Below are 15,823 nucleotides of genomic sequence, written 5' to 3'. Positions count from 1 at the left end.
CGTTTTCTTTTTATTTGTCGTGCAACTAGGGTGATCTCCGTCCATTTCCTCACCAGCTTTCCTTAAGACAAATACGAACAACGATTATTCTTTTAGCTTACTCCAGAGAAGAGCTTTCGTCAACTGTTTAAGTACGTTTTTGGCGTTTTTGGGAAACAATTATCCTTGAATCCAGAGAGAAAAAGCGTTAAAATACAAGAATAAGTTTGAGACTGAATCATACGTTACGGCAGGTTTTTCTGTCAGATATTTTCAGCATATACTATCCTAGATTTTAGGCGGTGAGTTCATGAATTCTATATTTGATGTGGGGATCGACATCGGCTCGACGACGATCAAGCTCGTCGTCCTCGATCATGAGAAGAAGATCGTGTTCAAAAACTACGCACGCCATTTTTCCGAGATCGGCGCTTCCCTCTGCGAGAATCTGGCAAGCCTCAAGAAGATCGTCGGCGGTGAGAAGTTTTCTTTTGCACTGACCGGCTCGGCGGGCATGGGCGTCGCACAGCATATCGGGCTGCCTTTCGTGCAGGAGGTCATCGCGTGCGCTTCAGCTGTGAGGTCGCTGATTCCCGAGACGGATACAGTCGTTGAGCTTGGCGGCGAGGACGCCAAGGTGACGTACTTCGGCGATGCGCCTGAACAGCGCATGAACGGCGTCTGTGCAGGCGGCACGGGTTCTTTCATCGATCACATGGCGTCGCTTCTTTCGACGGATGCGGCAGGACTCAATGCACTCGCGGAGAAGGGGAAGCAGATCTATACGATTGCTTCTCGCTGCGGCGTCTTTGCCAAGACAGATATCCAGGCTCTGATGAACGACGGTGCGGAAAAGGCGGACATTGCCCTTTCCGTTTTTCAGGCTGTCGTCAATCAGACGATCAGCAATCTCGCGCAGGGGCGTCCGATTGCGGGCAATGTCGCGTTTCTCGGCGGACCGCTGCACTTCCTTCCCGTTCTCAGACAACGCTTCATCGAGACGCTGCAGCTTGCCCCCGAGAACGTCGTCGATGCACCCGATGGGAATTTTTTTGTCGCGCTCGGTGCGGCACTCTCGGAGGAGACTGAGGTCGTCGATATGGCGCGCCTGGAAGAGAGCATGGAGAAGGCGCGCGACGTGGCGGCGAAGGAGACGAGGCAGGCGGACTTCACGCTCTTTTCCAATGCGGCGGACTATGCGGCGTTCAAGGAGCGCCATGACCGCGCGAAGGTGCGGCGCGGCGATCTTGCCGCGTATGAAGGGCCGATCTACATCGGCATCGACGCCGGATCGACGACGACGAAGCTCGCGGCGATTGGTACGGAGCGCGAGCTTCTCTACACGTCGTACGGCAGCAACCAAGGGTCGCCGCTTCATACGGTCATTCGTGAGCTAAAGGGGCTTTACGCTGCGATGAACGAAAGGACGTACATCGCGGGCGCACTTACGACGGGTTACGGTGAGGCGATCGTCAAGGCGGCGATTCACGCGGATGCGGGCGAGGTTGAGACGTTCGCCCATCTGCGTGCGGCGCAGGAGTTTTGCCCCGAGGTCACGTTCGTCATGGACATCGGCGGGCAGGACATGAAATGCTTCTTCGTCAAGGACGGCAGCATCGGCAACATCACGCTCAACGAGGCCTGTTCGGCGGGATGCGGCTCCTTCATCGAGAATTTCGCGCAGGGACTCAACATGACGGCGGGGGAGTTCGCCGCCATGGCGATGGAGTCGAAAGCGCCCGTCGATCTCGGTACGCGCTGCACGGTCTTCATGAATTCCAAGGTCAAGCAGGCGCAGAAGGACGGCGCGGCGGTCAGCGACATATCGGCAGGCATCGCTTTTTCCGTCATCAAGAATGCGCTCTTTAAGGTCATGCAGCTCAAGGATGTCAAGGAGCTTGGCGAGCATATCGTCGTGCAGGGCGGCACGTTCTACAACGATGCTGTCCTGCGCTCGATGGAAAAGCTCATCGAGCGCGATGTCGTGCGCCCCGATATCTCGGGCCTCATGGGCGCGTATGGCGCGGCTATTCTCGCACAGGAGGAGGGGCTTGAGCACTCTTCGATACTCGCTGCCGATGCGCTGGAAGGCTTTTCTGTATCGACGAGTTCGTACCGTTGCAGGCATTGCGGCAATCAATGCCTGATCACCATGCAGAAGTTCAGCGACGGCGGCAAGTACTTCACGGGCAACCGCTGTGAGCGCGGCATTGGCAAGGCGAAGCGCGAGAATCGGGAGACGGCGAACATCTACGATTACAAGTACAAGCGCCTCTTCGCCTACTACAAGCCGCTGACGGGCGCCGCCGCACCGCGCGGTGCAATCGGATTGCCGCGCGGACTCAACATGTACGAGGACTATCCTTTCTGGTTTACATTCTTCACGCAACTTGGCTACGAGGTCGTGCTGTCGGACAAGTCGTCGGCGGCGCTCTACTACAAGGGCATGGCGACGGTGCCGTCGGATTCCCTCTGCTATCCGGCGAAGCTTGTGCACGGGCATATCATGGATCTCGTGGAAAAGGGCGTCCGAAAGATTTTTTATCCGTGCATCCCTTTCAATGTCATCGACGAGCAGCATCCGGGCGACAATCACTACAATTGCCCGGTTGTTGCATCCTATGCAGAGAATATCCGTGCCAATATGGACGTGCTGCGCGAAAAGAACATTGAATTTCTGCAGCCTTTTTTGCCGCTTGACGACAAGAAGCGCATGGTTGAACGCCTTTTTGAGGAACTCGGCGCTTCCGAAGGTCTTTCCGAGGGCGAGATCAAGGAGGCGGCACTCGCTGCCTACGCGGAACTTGAGAACTACAAGCAGGACGTGCGTGATTACGGCGTGAGCATCCTGCGCGAGATCGAGCGCACGAAGCAGCCTGCCGTCATGCTCGTCGGCAGGCCGTACCACATCGATCCTGAGATTCATCATGGCATATCCGACATGATCGCTTCCTACGGCCTTGCCATCCTGTCGGAGGACGCCGTCTATCATCTGCCGGTCAAGGGTGCGGGACTCAACATCGTCAATCAATGGAGCTATCACGCACGCCTTTACCACGCGGCGCATTTCGTCGCCGAGCACGAAAACTTGACGCTCATCCAGCTCAGTTCCTTCGGCTGCGGACTCGATGCCGTGACGACGGGACAGGTCAAGTCGATTCTGGAAAGCCATCATCATATCTACACGATGATCAAGCTCGACGAGGTCAGCAACCTCGGTGCGGCTCGCATACGCCTGCGCTCTTTGATCGCGGCTCTCGCACGCCGCAGGAAGACGCCGTTTCAGCCAACGGCCGCCGAGGAGCGTCCGCGCTTCACGGAGGAGTGCCGCCGCACGCATACGATTCTCGCGCCGCAGCTTGCGCCGATTCATTTCAGCCTCGTGCGTCCCGTGCTCGAAAAGCATGGCTATAAGGTTGTCGTGCCGGCTCTGCCGGACAAGGCAGCGATCGATCTCGGGCTGCGCTATGTGAACAACGACATGTGCTATCCCGCCATCGTCGTCATCGGCCAGCTGCTCGCTGCGCTGAAATCGGGCGAGTACGATCCCGATCACACGTCGATCCTGCTGTTTCAGACGTGTGGACCGTGCCGTGCGACGAACTATATGGCACTGATGCGCCAGGCTCTGAAGTATGCGGGCTATCCGCAGGTGCCTGTATTCGCGTGCTGGGGACTCGAAACGGATGCGTTCTCCCTCGACCGAAGCTGCTTTGTCGATGCGATCAAGGCGTTCCTTTACGGCGACCTGCTGCAAAAGCTGAGAAATGCGACACTGCCGTACGAGAAGGAGCGGGGAGCGGCGGAACGGCTGTATGAAAAGTGGCATGAAAAATGCCTTGCCGAGCTTATGGATGGAAGTTATTTCAAGTATGCGGACACGGTCAGGCGCATGGTGCAGGAGTTTGATGCGCTGCCTCTTGTCGAGGGGATCTGGAAGCCGAAAGTCGGCATTGTCGGTGAGATTCTCGTCAAGTATCATCCCGTGGCGAACAACCACATCGAGGAGGTCTTGATCGAGGAGGGCGCCGAGGTCGTCATGCCGGACTTTGCGGACTTCTTCCTCTACATGGCGTACGATTCCATCGTCGAGCGCGAGCTTTTTGCGGGCAGGCTCAAGGACAAGCTGTTTGCGCAGATGTTCATCAGCCTCGTCGAGTTCTTCCGCCGCCCTATGCGAAAGGCGCTGAAGAAGAGTCGTCGCTTCACGCCGCCGTACAAGATCAGCGAAACGGCACATCTCGCGAAGAAGCATGTGTCGCTCGGCAATATGGCGGGTGAGGGCTGGTTCCTCACGGGCGAGATGGTCAAACTCATCCATGAGGGCGTGCCAAATGTCGTCTGCCTGCAGCCCTTCGGCTGCCTGCCGAACCACATCACGGGCAAGGGCGTCATTCACAGTCTCCGAAGTGATTACAAAGGGGCAAATATCGTGGCGATTGACTGTGACCCCGGTTCTTCGGAGGTCAATCAGCTCAACCGCATCAAGTTGATGCTGGCCGTCGCCAAGGAGCGGAATCCGCATCGCGACTCTGCTTCAGCGAATGATGCTGAGCGGCGCTGACGGTTTCGGTGAGCGATATGGTCTTGCAGAAAAAGTATAAGGCGACGCTCGCGCTTTCTGTCAGCGTCATCGGCACGCTCGCCGTCCTGCCTATGGTCGGCAGCGGTTTCCTCTGGGATCTTCTGGAGGCGGCTTTTCTCGCCTCGACAGTCGGCGGACTTGCCGACTGGTTCGCTGTCACGGCGATCTTCCGAAAGCCCTTGGGCATATCCTACCGTACGGACATCCTGCGCCGGAATCGCACGCGCATCATGCAGGCGCTCGTCGATTATGCTGCCAACGATCTTCTGAGTGCGGCGAACATCATGGCTGTAGCGAGGAAGATTGACATGGCGCAGATGTTCGTCGCCTATCTTGAAGAACGCGGCGGGCGCGAGCGGATCAAGGACATCTCCTTCGCAGTGCTTTTGCGTGCGGCTGAGACGATGGATGCGATGCATGTAGCCGAGCGCATTTGGCCGGCGATTCGCGAGAGCTTCAAGAGTTTTCCTTTGGAAAAATTCCTGCCGCGCTTCTTCGACATGCTTGCTGAAGAGATGAATAGCGCACGCATCCTGCATGTGGCACTTCGCGCTGTGCGCCGAACGCTGCACGACGCGAAGATGCAGGAGGTGCTGCTGGAAAACATTCGTGAGCTGCGCGAGCGGTATGAAAGACAGGCGTCGCTTCGAGCGACGGTCATTCAGGCGATGGATTTGAGTGATGAGCGCTTGCGGGAAATCGCTGTGAGGCACATGGACGCCTATATCACAGCCATGCTCAAGGGTGAGGGAGAGGCGTATGAGCGCCTGGCAGCAGAATTCCGTTCACTGCTGCATTCCCTCGGCAAAAACGATTCGCTGAAACAGGCTATTGCAAAGTGGAAGGAAACGTCCTTCGAACGGATCGATCTTTCGGAACAGTTCGCCCTTTGGCTGGAGCGCAACGCCAAGGGGGAGACGCCCTTTTGGCGCGAACCGTTCTTTCTTCTTGTAGACGGCAAGATTGATGAGTTCATCAAGAGGAAGAGTCTGCAGAGGCGTGCGGACACCATGTTCAAGAATCTTCTTGAAGCGGAGCTGAACGATCATCACGCCTTCATCACGCAGATGGTCAAGGCACGGCTGGAGGATTTCTCCGATGACGAGCTCATCGCCTTCGTGGAGAGCCGCGTCGATGACGATCTGCAGATGATTCGCATCAATGGTTCCGTCGTTGGAGCGATGGCGGGCATGGCGCTTTTCCTCATCGCATACTTTGTGGAAAAGGCGGTGGGCTGATGTTTTGGCGTTCTTGGAACAAGGCGGACAAGACGCTGCTCTTTGCCGCTGTCGTATTCTTCTTGGCGCTCGCGTTGGTCATCGCATATCCGAAGAGTCTCCTGGCGCGCGGCTTTCTCGCCTGTGCCGACGCTGCGCTCGTCGGCGGCATTGCCGATTGGTTCGCCGTGACGGCGCTCTTCAAGAAGCCGTTGGGCTTCCCATGGCATACGGCGCTTTTGCCGCGCCGCCGCGAGTCCTTCATCGAAGCGTCGGTCACGCTTGTGCAGAAGGAGTTTTTTTCACGCCGCAAGATTTTCCAAGCCTTGCAGCACATCGACCTCGTCGCTCGCTTGCTTGAGTTTCTTCGGCGAGAGGATGTGCAGGAAAAACTCGTCGCGCAGTTCCTGCACTATGTGCGCAGTTTCGCCATGCACATCGATCGCGAGAAGCAGGCGAATGCCTTTGCGGACGAGATGCGCAGCGAACTGAAGCGGTCGCGTCCCGAAGAAATTTTTTCTTTGATCGGACGCTGGATGCGCGACGACGAGCGCGACCATGTGCTCGTCGCGCGGGCGGCGCAGTTTCTCGCTGAGAAGGCTGCTGCCCCGGAGTTTTCCCGAAAGGTCGAGGATCTGCTCTTCAACTATGCGAAGGAAAATGCCAGGAGCACTTGGGACAAGTTCCTGCTCGGCATCGGGCAGATCGCGGACGTCGTGAACTTCGCCGATCTCGCTCACCTCGTGCGTCATCAGGCCTTGACCGTACTGACGGAATTGGCCGAAAAGGATTCAGCGCTGCAGAGGGAATTTCTTGCAGTATGCTATGAGAAGGCGGAGGAGCTTTGTGCCGACGAGGAGTTTCGTTCCTTCTCGCTGGAGCTGCGCGACGCCATGCTCAGAGGGCTGCCGCTTGAAGAAGCGATCGAGCGAAGTTTGGCGTTTGTGCAGAAGCATTTCTTCTTGGCGCGGGGCAGGCATAGATTCGACACAGTATTGCCGCTCTTACGCGAGAAATTTTCTGCCGTCCTCGTCGAAGAGCTGCGGCGTGCGCTTGCGCTCGTCGGCAGGGATGAGAAGATGCAGCGTGCGATCGACCGGCTGCTCTACGATCTCGCGGCGCGTTCGGCGCTCGCCGCGCAGGATCTCGTCGCCGTCATCGTGCGCGACGTGCTCGCGCGTCTGACGGACGAGCAGCTCAACCATCTTGTCTACGACAAGGTGGAGCCTGATCTCCTGTGGATTCGCATGAATGGATCTATCGTCGGCGCGGGTCTGGGGCTTGTCATCTTCGTTTTGCTGCAGCTTGTCCATTGAATATAATGAGGTGATTTTGTGAAAAAAGGGATGAAGACGGCAGCTTTGGCTGCTATTCTTGCGGGTTCTGCCGCTTGGTGCGGCTGTTTGCCGGCTGCGGCTTCTGCAGTGGACGATGCGCTCGCGCGTACCCTGGGGACGTTCGCGCCTGCAGCGCCTGTCGAACCGCAGAAGCCGAAAGCGGAGCAGACGGAAGAACAGAAGCAGGTGCAGGAAACGCAGCCGAAGAAAACGCATGAGCAAGAGCAAGAATCCGTGCGTGAGGAACACCGTGAGCAAAAGCCTGCATCTAATGCTGCTGCTTCGCGCGATGCAGCAAAGCCGGCGCAGACGCTGCCGAAGCCGGATGCGGGCAAGATGGCGCAGGAACTTCCGAAAAGGCAGGGGGAAGTTGCCGGACAGTCGCCGGACTTCGCCGCAATTCAGAGCGGCATTGACAGCTACCAAAAGCGCGATCTCGATGCTGCCTACAGAGAATTCAGCAGGGCGATTGCAATCAATGGAGAAAATCCGACGGCTTTCGTCAATCGCGGCATCGTCTTGCGCGATATGAAGCGCTATGGGGATGCGCAGAAAGATTTTCTTACGGCGCAGTCCTTCGATCCTCGGAATGCGCTTATTGAATTCGAGATGGGATTGACTGCGCTTGCTCAAAATGACAGTGGCACGGCGTTCGCGCACATGGATCGAGCCGTTGCCTTACAACCGGACGATATGGGGGCGCAGATGTATCGCGCTTCCTTGCTCTATCGTCTGGGGCGCTTCGATGATGCCATAGATGGCTATACGCATGTGCTCGAAAAAGCCGATGACGTTCTCAAACTGCGCGCCTATATTGAGCGCGGCTTGGCGAAGGAACAGAAGCAGGATCTTGCTTCTGCCGTGGACGATTATACGGCGGCATTGACGCTCGAAAAGGAAAATGTTCCAGCCTTGAGCCGGCGTGGTGTTTGCCTCGAGCGTTTGGGCAAGCACGAAGAGGCAATTGCAGATTTCACGCATCTTTTGGAAGGCGTGCCCGCCGATCAGGCATCGCTCATTTATTTCAATCGTGCGGGAAGTTATCGTGCGCTCGGTCAGCTCAATGAAGCCATTGCCGATTATACGCATGCATTGGAGCATACGTCGGATGTACTTCCCATCTACATCGAGCGCTCGATTTCTTATCGTTTGATGGATCGGAACGAAGAGGCGCTTCTCGATATTGAGAGGGCGCTGGCGATCGAGCCAAAGAATGCGGATCTTCTCAACTTGCGTGCGATTGAAAAGATCCAGCTCAATGATGTTCATGGAGCGCTCGCTGACCTTGATGCAGCAATCGATCTCGAGCCGAAGAATGCCGCGTTCTTTGGTAATCGTGCGGGTGTATTGGAGAATATGGGCGAGAAGGCGAAGGCCATCGACGACTATACGGCGGCGCTTCGGTTGGAGCCGGGCAATGCCAAATTCTATTATCGCCGCGGTTATCTGTATCGTTTGTCGGGTAAGACGGCGGAGTCCGAGAGCGACTACAAGGCGGCGACGGCGATTGAGCCGGATCTTCCCGCCTATAAGTGAAGGTGAAATAGAAAAGGCTGCCGATGGCAGCCTTTTTTCAAAAGTTCTTCTTGCGGTTGCGACGCGCGAGAAGTCGGATAACCTTTGCGCCTGTGTTGTGGATGCGCCGAAGCGGCGCGACGCGCGACTTGATCTTTGGCTTCATATCCTTGGCCTTGCCGAAGTCGCCGCGCTTGAGGAAGGTCGTGCGAATCTTTTCAGGTTTGAAGAAACTCCTAAGCCCTTTGAAGAGCGTTTCAGGCTCGGCATTCGCGTCACAGAGGAAGATATCGCCCGCCGCGTAGCGGAGTTCCGTGTAGGTGTGCAGTGCGAGATGTCCCTCCTTGAGGGCGAGGAGGACGACGAAATGACCCTTTTCAATCACCTGCGTGTCGACCTGCAGAATGTGAAGGCCCGCTTCCTCGGTGAGACGCCTCAAGGAGGCGACGGTCATCTCCATGTCGAGCAGCTTGTTTTCTTTACAGTTGTATAAGTCGGCCGTGAGATGCCGTGCGATGATCTTCAAGAGGGAATCGCTCCTTTGCGGTAAAGTCGAAAAGTTAGTCATTTCCATTATAGAGGATTTAGTTGACAATGTAAAGTTAGAGGCGTATACTATTTCGCATTTGCAGAATTTGAGAGAATTTTACGGAGGGAAGAGGATGGTAGGAGGATTGTCAGATCGGTCGGGCAAGACATACAAGGGGGAGCCGCCCTTGCTCATCCAAGGTGCGATGAGGGTGGAGACGAGCCATATAGTCGAGCAGCTCGACGCTCTGGAGGAATACCGGCTCGGCGAGTGGTACTTCGCCTCGGGCACTTATCATGGCGTGCCTCTTGCCGTTTCGCGCACGCAGTGGGGCTTGGCGAATGCGGCGGCGACGACGGCGCTTGCCATGGAGTTCTTTCACCCCTGCGCCGTCATCAATCAGGGGACGGCGGGAGCGCATGATCCGGTTCTAAAGAATTTCGATATTGTCATAGGCAGAGAGACGGTCAATATATCGGCATGGAAATCTCACTTTCGCGCACGCGGTGAGGGTGTCGATGAAGAGGCACTCGACCAGCTCGGCGTCTTTGCCTACGACAAGGAAGCGCGTCGCTTCACGCAGAAGGTCTTTCACAGAGCAGACGAGGGTCTCTTTCGGACGGCGCTCGCGCTCAAGAACTCCTACAAGAAAGGAAGCGTGACGGAGGGCATCATCGGTACGGCGGACAGCTGGAACTGCCAAGTCGACCGCGTGCTCTTCCTGCATGATTTCTACGGCACTGCGGTTGAGGAGATGGAGGGTGACGCCGTCGCGCAAATTTGCCAGACGTACGATGTGCCGTTCCTCACGATCCGCGTCGTTTCCAATACGGTCTTTGCGGGTGACGTTGATTGGGATCTCGCTGTCGGTACCGCGCTGCAGGAATATGTTCTCGCTGTTGCCGAAGCGTATATGAAGAAGCGTTGAAGGTTCGCTCGTTTTCCTTTATAATAGGAAGAAGCGAAACATAAAAGAGTGATAGAGGAGGCTGCCATGACGAAGATTCCCTTTGCACATTTGCACGTTCATACATGCTACAGCCTTCTCGACGGCGCGAGCCGCATTCCCGAGCTTATCGCACGCACGAAGGAGCTTGGCATGGATTCCGTCGCGATCACCGATCACGGGGCGATGTACGGTGTCATTGACTTTTATAAGGAAGCAAAGAAGCAGGGAATTCGTCCGATCATCGGCTGTGAGGCGTATCTTGCACCTGAGTCGCGCTTTGACCGCACCGAGGTGCGCGGCACGCGCTACTATCATCTGATTCTTCTTGCGGAGAATGAGGAAGGATATCGAAGCCTGGTGAAACTCGTCTCGTTCGCCAATACAGAGGGCATGTACTACAAGCCGCGCGTCGACAAGGACATCCTGCGCAAGTATCATAAGGGCCTCATCTGCCTCAGCGCCTGCGTCGCGGGAGAGATCCCGCAGGCGATCCTGCGTGGCGAGCGCGAGCGCGCGGAAAAGCTCGTCGAGGAGTATATCGACATCTTTGGACGAGAGAATTTCTTCCTTGAGATTCAAGACCATGGAATCCCCGATGAAAAGACAGCATTCGCGGGTGTCATCGAGCTGGCGGAGAAGTTCGGCGTCGGACTCGTGGCGACGAACGACATCCACTATGTGCATAAAGAGGACACGGAGGCGCACGATGTCCTGCTCGCGATTCAGACGGGCAAGGGCGTCCATGATCCGACGCGCATGCGCTATGCCGAAGGGGAGTTCTACATGCGCTCGCCCGAGGAGATGCAGGCGCTTTTTCACGATCACCCGGAGGCGCTCGCCAATACGCAGAAGATCGCCGAGCGATGCAAGGTCGACTTTGAGTTCGGGCATCTTCATCTGCCGAATTTTCCGTTGCCGGAGGGAATGTCGGACGAGGCCTACCTAAAGCAGCTCTGCGAGGAGAATCTGCCCCTTCGCTACGAAAAGATCACGCCCGCTGTGCGCGAAAGGCTCGATTACGAGCTTTCCATCATCCATCGCATGGGCTATGACAGCTACTTTCTCATCGTCTGGGATTTCATCAAGTATGCGCGCGGCGAGGGAATCGCCGTCGGTCCGGGGCGCGGCTCGGCGGCGGGCAGCATCGTCGCCTATCTCCTGGGCATCACGAATCTTGATCCTTTGAAGTACGAATTGCTCTTTGAGCGGTTTTTGAATCCGGAGCGCGTGACGATGCCTGATATCGACATCGACTTCTGCTACATCCGCCGTGAGGAGGTTATCGACTATGTGAAGCGCCGCTACGGCGCCGATCATGTCGCGCAGATCATCACCTTCGGCACGATGGCGGCGAAGGGCGCGATTCGTGACGTCGGGCGTGCGCTCGAAATGACGTATGCGAGCGTCGATCGCGTGGCGAAGGCTGTGCCGTCAGAGCTCGGCATCACGCTCGACCGTGCGCTCGCCGATTCGCAGGATTTTCGCAGCATCTATGAGGAGAGCGACGAGACGAAGCGGCTCATCGACTTCGCGCGCGACCTGGAGGGGCTGCCGCGCCACTCGTCGACCCATGCGGCGGGCGTCGTGATCGCGCGAAATCCCTTGACCGACTATGTGCCCGTGCAGGTCTCCGACGGCACGCTTGTGACGGAGTACGACAAGGATCACGTGGAAGAGCTCGGTCTTTTGAAGATGGATTTCCTCGGCCTGCGCACGCTCACGGTCATCGCCGACGCTTTGAAGAACATCAAGAAGAGCCGCGGCGTCACGATCGACATCGACAAGATACCGCTCGAAGATGAGAAGACGGCAGAGATGCTCTGCCGCGGCGATACGGGCGCGGTCTTTCAGATGGAATCGGCGGGCATGACGAATCTCGTCAAGGATCTGCAGCCAAAAAGCTTCCAAGACCTCATTCCGACGGTCGCACTCTATCGGCCAGGGCCTCTGGGCAGCGGCATGGTGGCGGACTTCATCGCGGGCAGGCACGGCAAGAAGAAGGTGGCGTACCTGCATCCTTTGCTCGAGCCGATCCTTAAGGAGACGTTCGGCGTCGTGCTCTATCAGGAGCAGGTTATGCAGGTCGTGCAGGTGCTCGCGAACTTCACGCTCGGGCAGGCGGACATCCTGCGCCGCGCCATGGGCAAGAAGAAGCATGAAGTCCTGATGTCGCAACGCGAGACGTACATGAAGGGAACGCGAGAGAACGGCATTGATGACGCTTTGGCGGAAAAGATCTTTGATCTTCTGACGCATTTCGCCGACTACGGCTTCAACAAGTCGCACAGCGCGGCATACGCGCTCGTGGCGTGGCAGACGGCGTACTTGAAGGCGCATTATCCGCAGGAGTTCATGGCGGCGATGCTCACGAGCATCATGGATACGAACGACAAGGTCGGCGTCTACATCGAGCTTTGCCGCCGCATGGGCATCAAGATCCTGCCGCCCGACGTCAACGCGAGCGAGGCGAATTTCAGCGTCGACGGTGCGGCCATCCGCTTCGGTCTCGCCGCCGTGCGAAATGTCGGCGAGGCGGCAATCAAGAGTCTCGCCGCCGTGCGCGAGGAAGGCGGCGCTTTCACGTCGCTCCTGGACTTCTGCACGCGCGTCGATATGCGCACGGCAAACAAGCGCGTGCTTGAAAGTCTCATCAAATGCGGTGCGTTCGACTCTCTCGGCGCGCACCGCTCGCAGCTTCTTGCCGTCTTGGAGCGCGTCATCGACGTCGCTGCACGAAAGCATGCGGATGCAGCGAGCGGGCAGATCGGCCTCTTCGGCGAGGCGGCGATGCAGGAGGCCGAGGACGTCGCGCTTCCTGACATCGCTGAGGCAGACGCCGTGCAGCGGCTCGCGTGGGAGAAGGAGAATACAGGCTTCTTCATTACAGGACATCCGCTCGATCGCCATGAGAAGAAGATCAAGAATCTCGTGCCCATCGGGGATATCTTAGACGGCAAGAAGAAGGAGCGCCAGCTCGTGCGCATCGGCGGCCTCGTCTCCTCGGCGAAGCGGATCGCGACGAAGAAGGGCGACACGATGTGCTTCTTGGAATTGGAGGACTACACGCATTCCGTTGAAGTCGTCGTCTTCCCCGCGGTCTTCTACCCGCATGTGAACCTCCTTGTTCCCGATGCGGCCATCGTCGTGCAGGGGCGCGTGAATTTCACGGACGACGGCGTCAAGGTGCTTGCTGACACAATTACTGCGCTCGACGATTATCGGCAGGATTATTACATCACGCTTACCGCAGAGCACGAGGAAGCGGCTGCGCTCGATGCGCTCTACGGCATTTTCGCGATGCACAGGGGCGATCATGTCGTCTTTTTGAATCGGAAGGGACGTTGGCAGAAGTTGGAGCCGCAGTATTGGCTCGACGCATCTCCTGCCGTCGTGCAGGAAATCGAGGCCTTGCTCGGCAAAAACTCGGTGCTGCAGAGATAGCGCCGAAGGAGGAAATTTTCATGTGGACATCGATCTTTGTGGCTGCAACAAAGGGGCAGGCGGAGAAGATCTGCGAAAGGCTGGAGGCGGAAGGCATATTGACGGATCGGAAATCCGTCGGCAGCCAGCGCAAGGCGAACTTCGAGATACGCGTCCTCGCCTCGGAAGTGGAAGAGGCGCGCGACATCGTCTGCAATATGGCGAATCTCTGAGCGCGGTGTGCGTCGGATGCGTCTAATAAGAGTTTACGGGTAAGGGTGAAGTATGGAAGAACGATTGCAAAAAATCATCAGCCGCGCGGGCGTGGCGTCACGCCGCAAGGCGGAGGAACTCATTGCGGCGGGGCGCGTGACAGTGGACGGCGCGGTGGTGCGTGAGCCGGGAACGAAGGCGGACGCGGCGACCGCATGTATTGCGGTGGACGGCGAGCCGCTTCCCGCAGAGGAGCGTCTCGTCTATTTCTTGCTGAACAAGCCCAAGGGCTGCGTCTCGACCGTTTCCGACGAGCGCGGCAGGCGCACGGTGCTCGACCTTCTGCCCGTGAAGGACGTGCGCGTCTATCCGGTGGGAAGGCTCGACCAGAATACGGAAGGGCTGCTCCTCCTTACGAATGACGGTACACTGACGCAGGCTCTTCTTCATCCGCGCTTTCTCGTGCACAAGACGTACCGTGCGAAGGTGGCGGGCGACCTTACGCCAGAAGCCCTGAAGAAGCTCCGAGGCGGCATCGAACTGGCAGACGGCATGACGGCGCCGGCGGAGGTGCGCGTCTACGGCGTGACGGAAAAGGGGCTCAGTGACGTCGAGGTCACGCTGCACGAGGGCAGGAATCGGCAGGTGCGTCGCATGTTCGAGGCCGTGGGGTGCGACGTGCGCGCCCTGAAGCGCACGCGTTTTGCGCAGCTCACGCTGGACGGCGTCAAGCGCGGCGCTTCGCGCCCGCTGACGAAGGCGGAGGTCGAGGCGCTCTATCGCCTCGCAGAAGAGCGATGAGTGCGCGGCGCGTCCTCGTCGTCGGCGCGGGACCGGCAGGCCTCATGGCGGCGGCCAAGGCGGCGGAAGCAGGCGCTTCCGTGCTCCTTTTGGAGAAAATGAAACAGCCCGGCCGCAAGATGATGATCACGGGCAAGGGGCGTTGCAATATCACGAATGTCGCGCCCGTCGCCGAGATCGTCAAGAATATTCCGGGCAACGGTTCTTTTCTCTACAGCGCCCTGCACGCCTTTGACAATGAGGATGTGCGGGACTTTTTCCGAGAACTTGGCGTGGAGACGAAGGTGGAGCGCGGCGGGCGTGTCTTTCCCGTCAGCGACTGTGCCGCCGATGCGGTAGCGGCACTCGTCCGGCACCTTCATGAGCTTGGCGTGAAGATCGAGACGGAGGCGCGCGTCGCTGAGATCCTCGTGGAAGAGGGACATGCGGTGGGCGTCGTGCTCGCGAGCGGTGCGAAGATGCGTGCCGATGCCGTCGTGCTCGCGGTGGGCGGCGCTTCGTATCCGGGCACAGGATCGTCGGGCGACGGCTATGCAATGGCGCGCGCGTTGGGGCATACGATCACGGATGTCTTGCCGTCGCTCGTGCCGCTTGTCACGGAGGAGGACTGGGTCAAAGAGGCGCAGGGGCTGTCCCTGCGCAACGTGCGCGTGACGCTTCTCGCCGACGGAAGGAGAATCGGCGAGGAATTCGGCGAGATGATGTTCACGCACTTCGGCGTGACAGGGCCCATCGTTCTGTCTTTGAGCCGCATGACGGCGCAGGCGCTTGCGGCGGGGAAATTCGTGGAGCTTGTACTCGACTTGAAGCCCGCCCTGACGCCTGAAGTCTTTGCGGCGCGAGTGCAGCGCGACTTTGAAAAATACCGGAACAAGGCGCTGAAGAATGGCATGCGCGATCTTTTGCCCGGGAAACTCATCGCGCCCGTGCTCGATGCGGCGTATTTGTCTCCTGAAAAGCCCGTGCACGACTTGCGTCGTGAAGAGCGCATGAGAATCTCCGAGGTGATCAAGCATCTCGTGCTCACGATTGAGAAGACGCGGCCTCTCGCCGAGGCCATCGTGACGGCGGGCGGCGTTTCGACGAAGGAGATCGATCCCAAGACGATGGAATCAAAGCTTGTGCCGGGGCTTTACCTTGCCGGCGAGGTCGTCGACGTCGACGGCTTCACGGGCGGATACAACTTGCAGGCAGCGTTTTCCATGGGGGCGGCAGCGGGACGCTGGAGCGCCGCTCGTGCGGGAGAGGCAGAAATTTGAAAGCATGATTTTGAGGGGA

10 protein-coding genes are annotated in these 15,823 nt (G+C 57.9%); 9 read left to right on the top strand and 1 reads right to left on the bottom strand.

The window, feature by feature from the left end:
* The first annotated feature begins 289 nt into the window (after positions 1-289).
* Genes HMPREF1153_RS07095 through HMPREF1153_RS07080 form a run of 4 tightly spaced genes read left to right on the top strand, consistent with a single transcriptional unit; the run spans position 290 to position 8,654 of the window.
* On the top strand, positions 290-4,543 hold the full coding sequence (locus HMPREF1153_RS07095; protein ID WP_009646266.1) for an acyl-CoA dehydratase activase-related protein: 4,254 nt from the start codon (positions 290-292) through the stop codon (positions 4,541-4,543).
* A gap of 17 nt (positions 4,544-4,560) precedes the next feature.
* Complete coding sequence (locus HMPREF1153_RS07090; RefSeq protein WP_009646218.1) at positions 4,561-5,802, top strand: DUF445 domain-containing protein; 1,242 nt, start codon at positions 4,561-4,563, stop codon at positions 5,800-5,802.
* Entirely contained in the window at positions 5,802-7,097 is a 1,296-nt protein-coding gene (locus tag HMPREF1153_RS07085) for a DUF445 family protein (RefSeq protein WP_009646184.1), read from the top strand. Before HMPREF1153_RS07090 ends, HMPREF1153_RS07085 begins: the two co-directional genes overlap by 1 nt.
* A gap of 18 nt (positions 7,098-7,115) precedes the next feature.
* Positions 7,116-8,654: a tetratricopeptide repeat protein gene (locus tag HMPREF1153_RS07080; RefSeq protein ID WP_009646191.1), complete on the top strand. Its 1,539-nt coding sequence runs from the start codon at positions 7,116-7,118 to the stop codon at positions 8,652-8,654.
* Between the two features lie 37 nt (positions 8,655-8,691).
* Here the strand turns inward: HMPREF1153_RS07080 and speD are convergent, their stop codons facing one another.
* Positions 8,692-9,159, bottom strand: coding sequence for an adenosylmethionine decarboxylase (speD, locus tag HMPREF1153_RS07075; protein ID WP_009646234.1), 468 nt, complete (start codon positions 9,157-9,159; stop codon positions 8,692-8,694).
* 136 nt (positions 9,160-9,295) lie between these two features.
* On the opposite strand from speD, the gene HMPREF1153_RS07070 reads away from it, so the two are divergent.
* From HMPREF1153_RS07070 to HMPREF1153_RS07050, 5 genes are all read left to right on the top strand, one after another.
* Positions 9,296-10,090 carry a 5'-methylthioadenosine/S-adenosylhomocysteine nucleosidase gene (locus HMPREF1153_RS07070; RefSeq protein WP_009646193.1) on the top strand — a complete coding sequence of 265 codons (795 nt, stop codon included), beginning with the start codon at positions 9,296-9,298 and terminating at the stop codon, positions 10,088-10,090.
* Between the two features lie 66 nt (positions 10,091-10,156).
* A complete protein-coding gene (locus tag HMPREF1153_RS07065) occupies positions 10,157-13,552 on the top strand; it encodes a DNA polymerase III subunit alpha (protein ID WP_009646224.1) in 3,396 nt (1,131 codons plus the stop codon).
* Positions 13,553-13,572: 20 nt separating this feature from the next.
* Complete coding sequence (locus HMPREF1153_RS07060; protein WP_006192211.1) at positions 13,573-13,764, top strand: hypothetical protein; 192 nt, start codon at positions 13,573-13,575, stop codon at positions 13,762-13,764.
* Positions 13,765-13,816: 52 nt separating this feature from the next.
* The gene (locus tag HMPREF1153_RS07055) at positions 13,817-14,545 is read left to right on the top strand and encodes a pseudouridine synthase (RefSeq protein WP_009646192.1); all 729 of its coding nucleotides are present in this window, start codon (positions 13,817-13,819) and stop codon (positions 14,543-14,545) included.
* Positions 14,542-15,804, top strand: a complete 1,263-nt coding sequence (locus HMPREF1153_RS07050) for an NAD(P)/FAD-dependent oxidoreductase (protein ID WP_009646188.1) — start codon at positions 14,542-14,544, stop codon at positions 15,802-15,804. Before HMPREF1153_RS07055 ends, HMPREF1153_RS07050 begins: the two co-directional genes overlap by 4 nt.
* Positions 15,805-15,823 lie beyond the last annotated feature (19 nt).

This window comes from Selenomonas sp. CM52, from assembly GCF_000292955.1.
GTDB lineage: Bacteria > Bacillota > Negativicutes > Selenomonadales > Selenomonadaceae > Selenomonas.
This window is presented reverse-complemented; position numbering and strand designations above follow the sequence as displayed.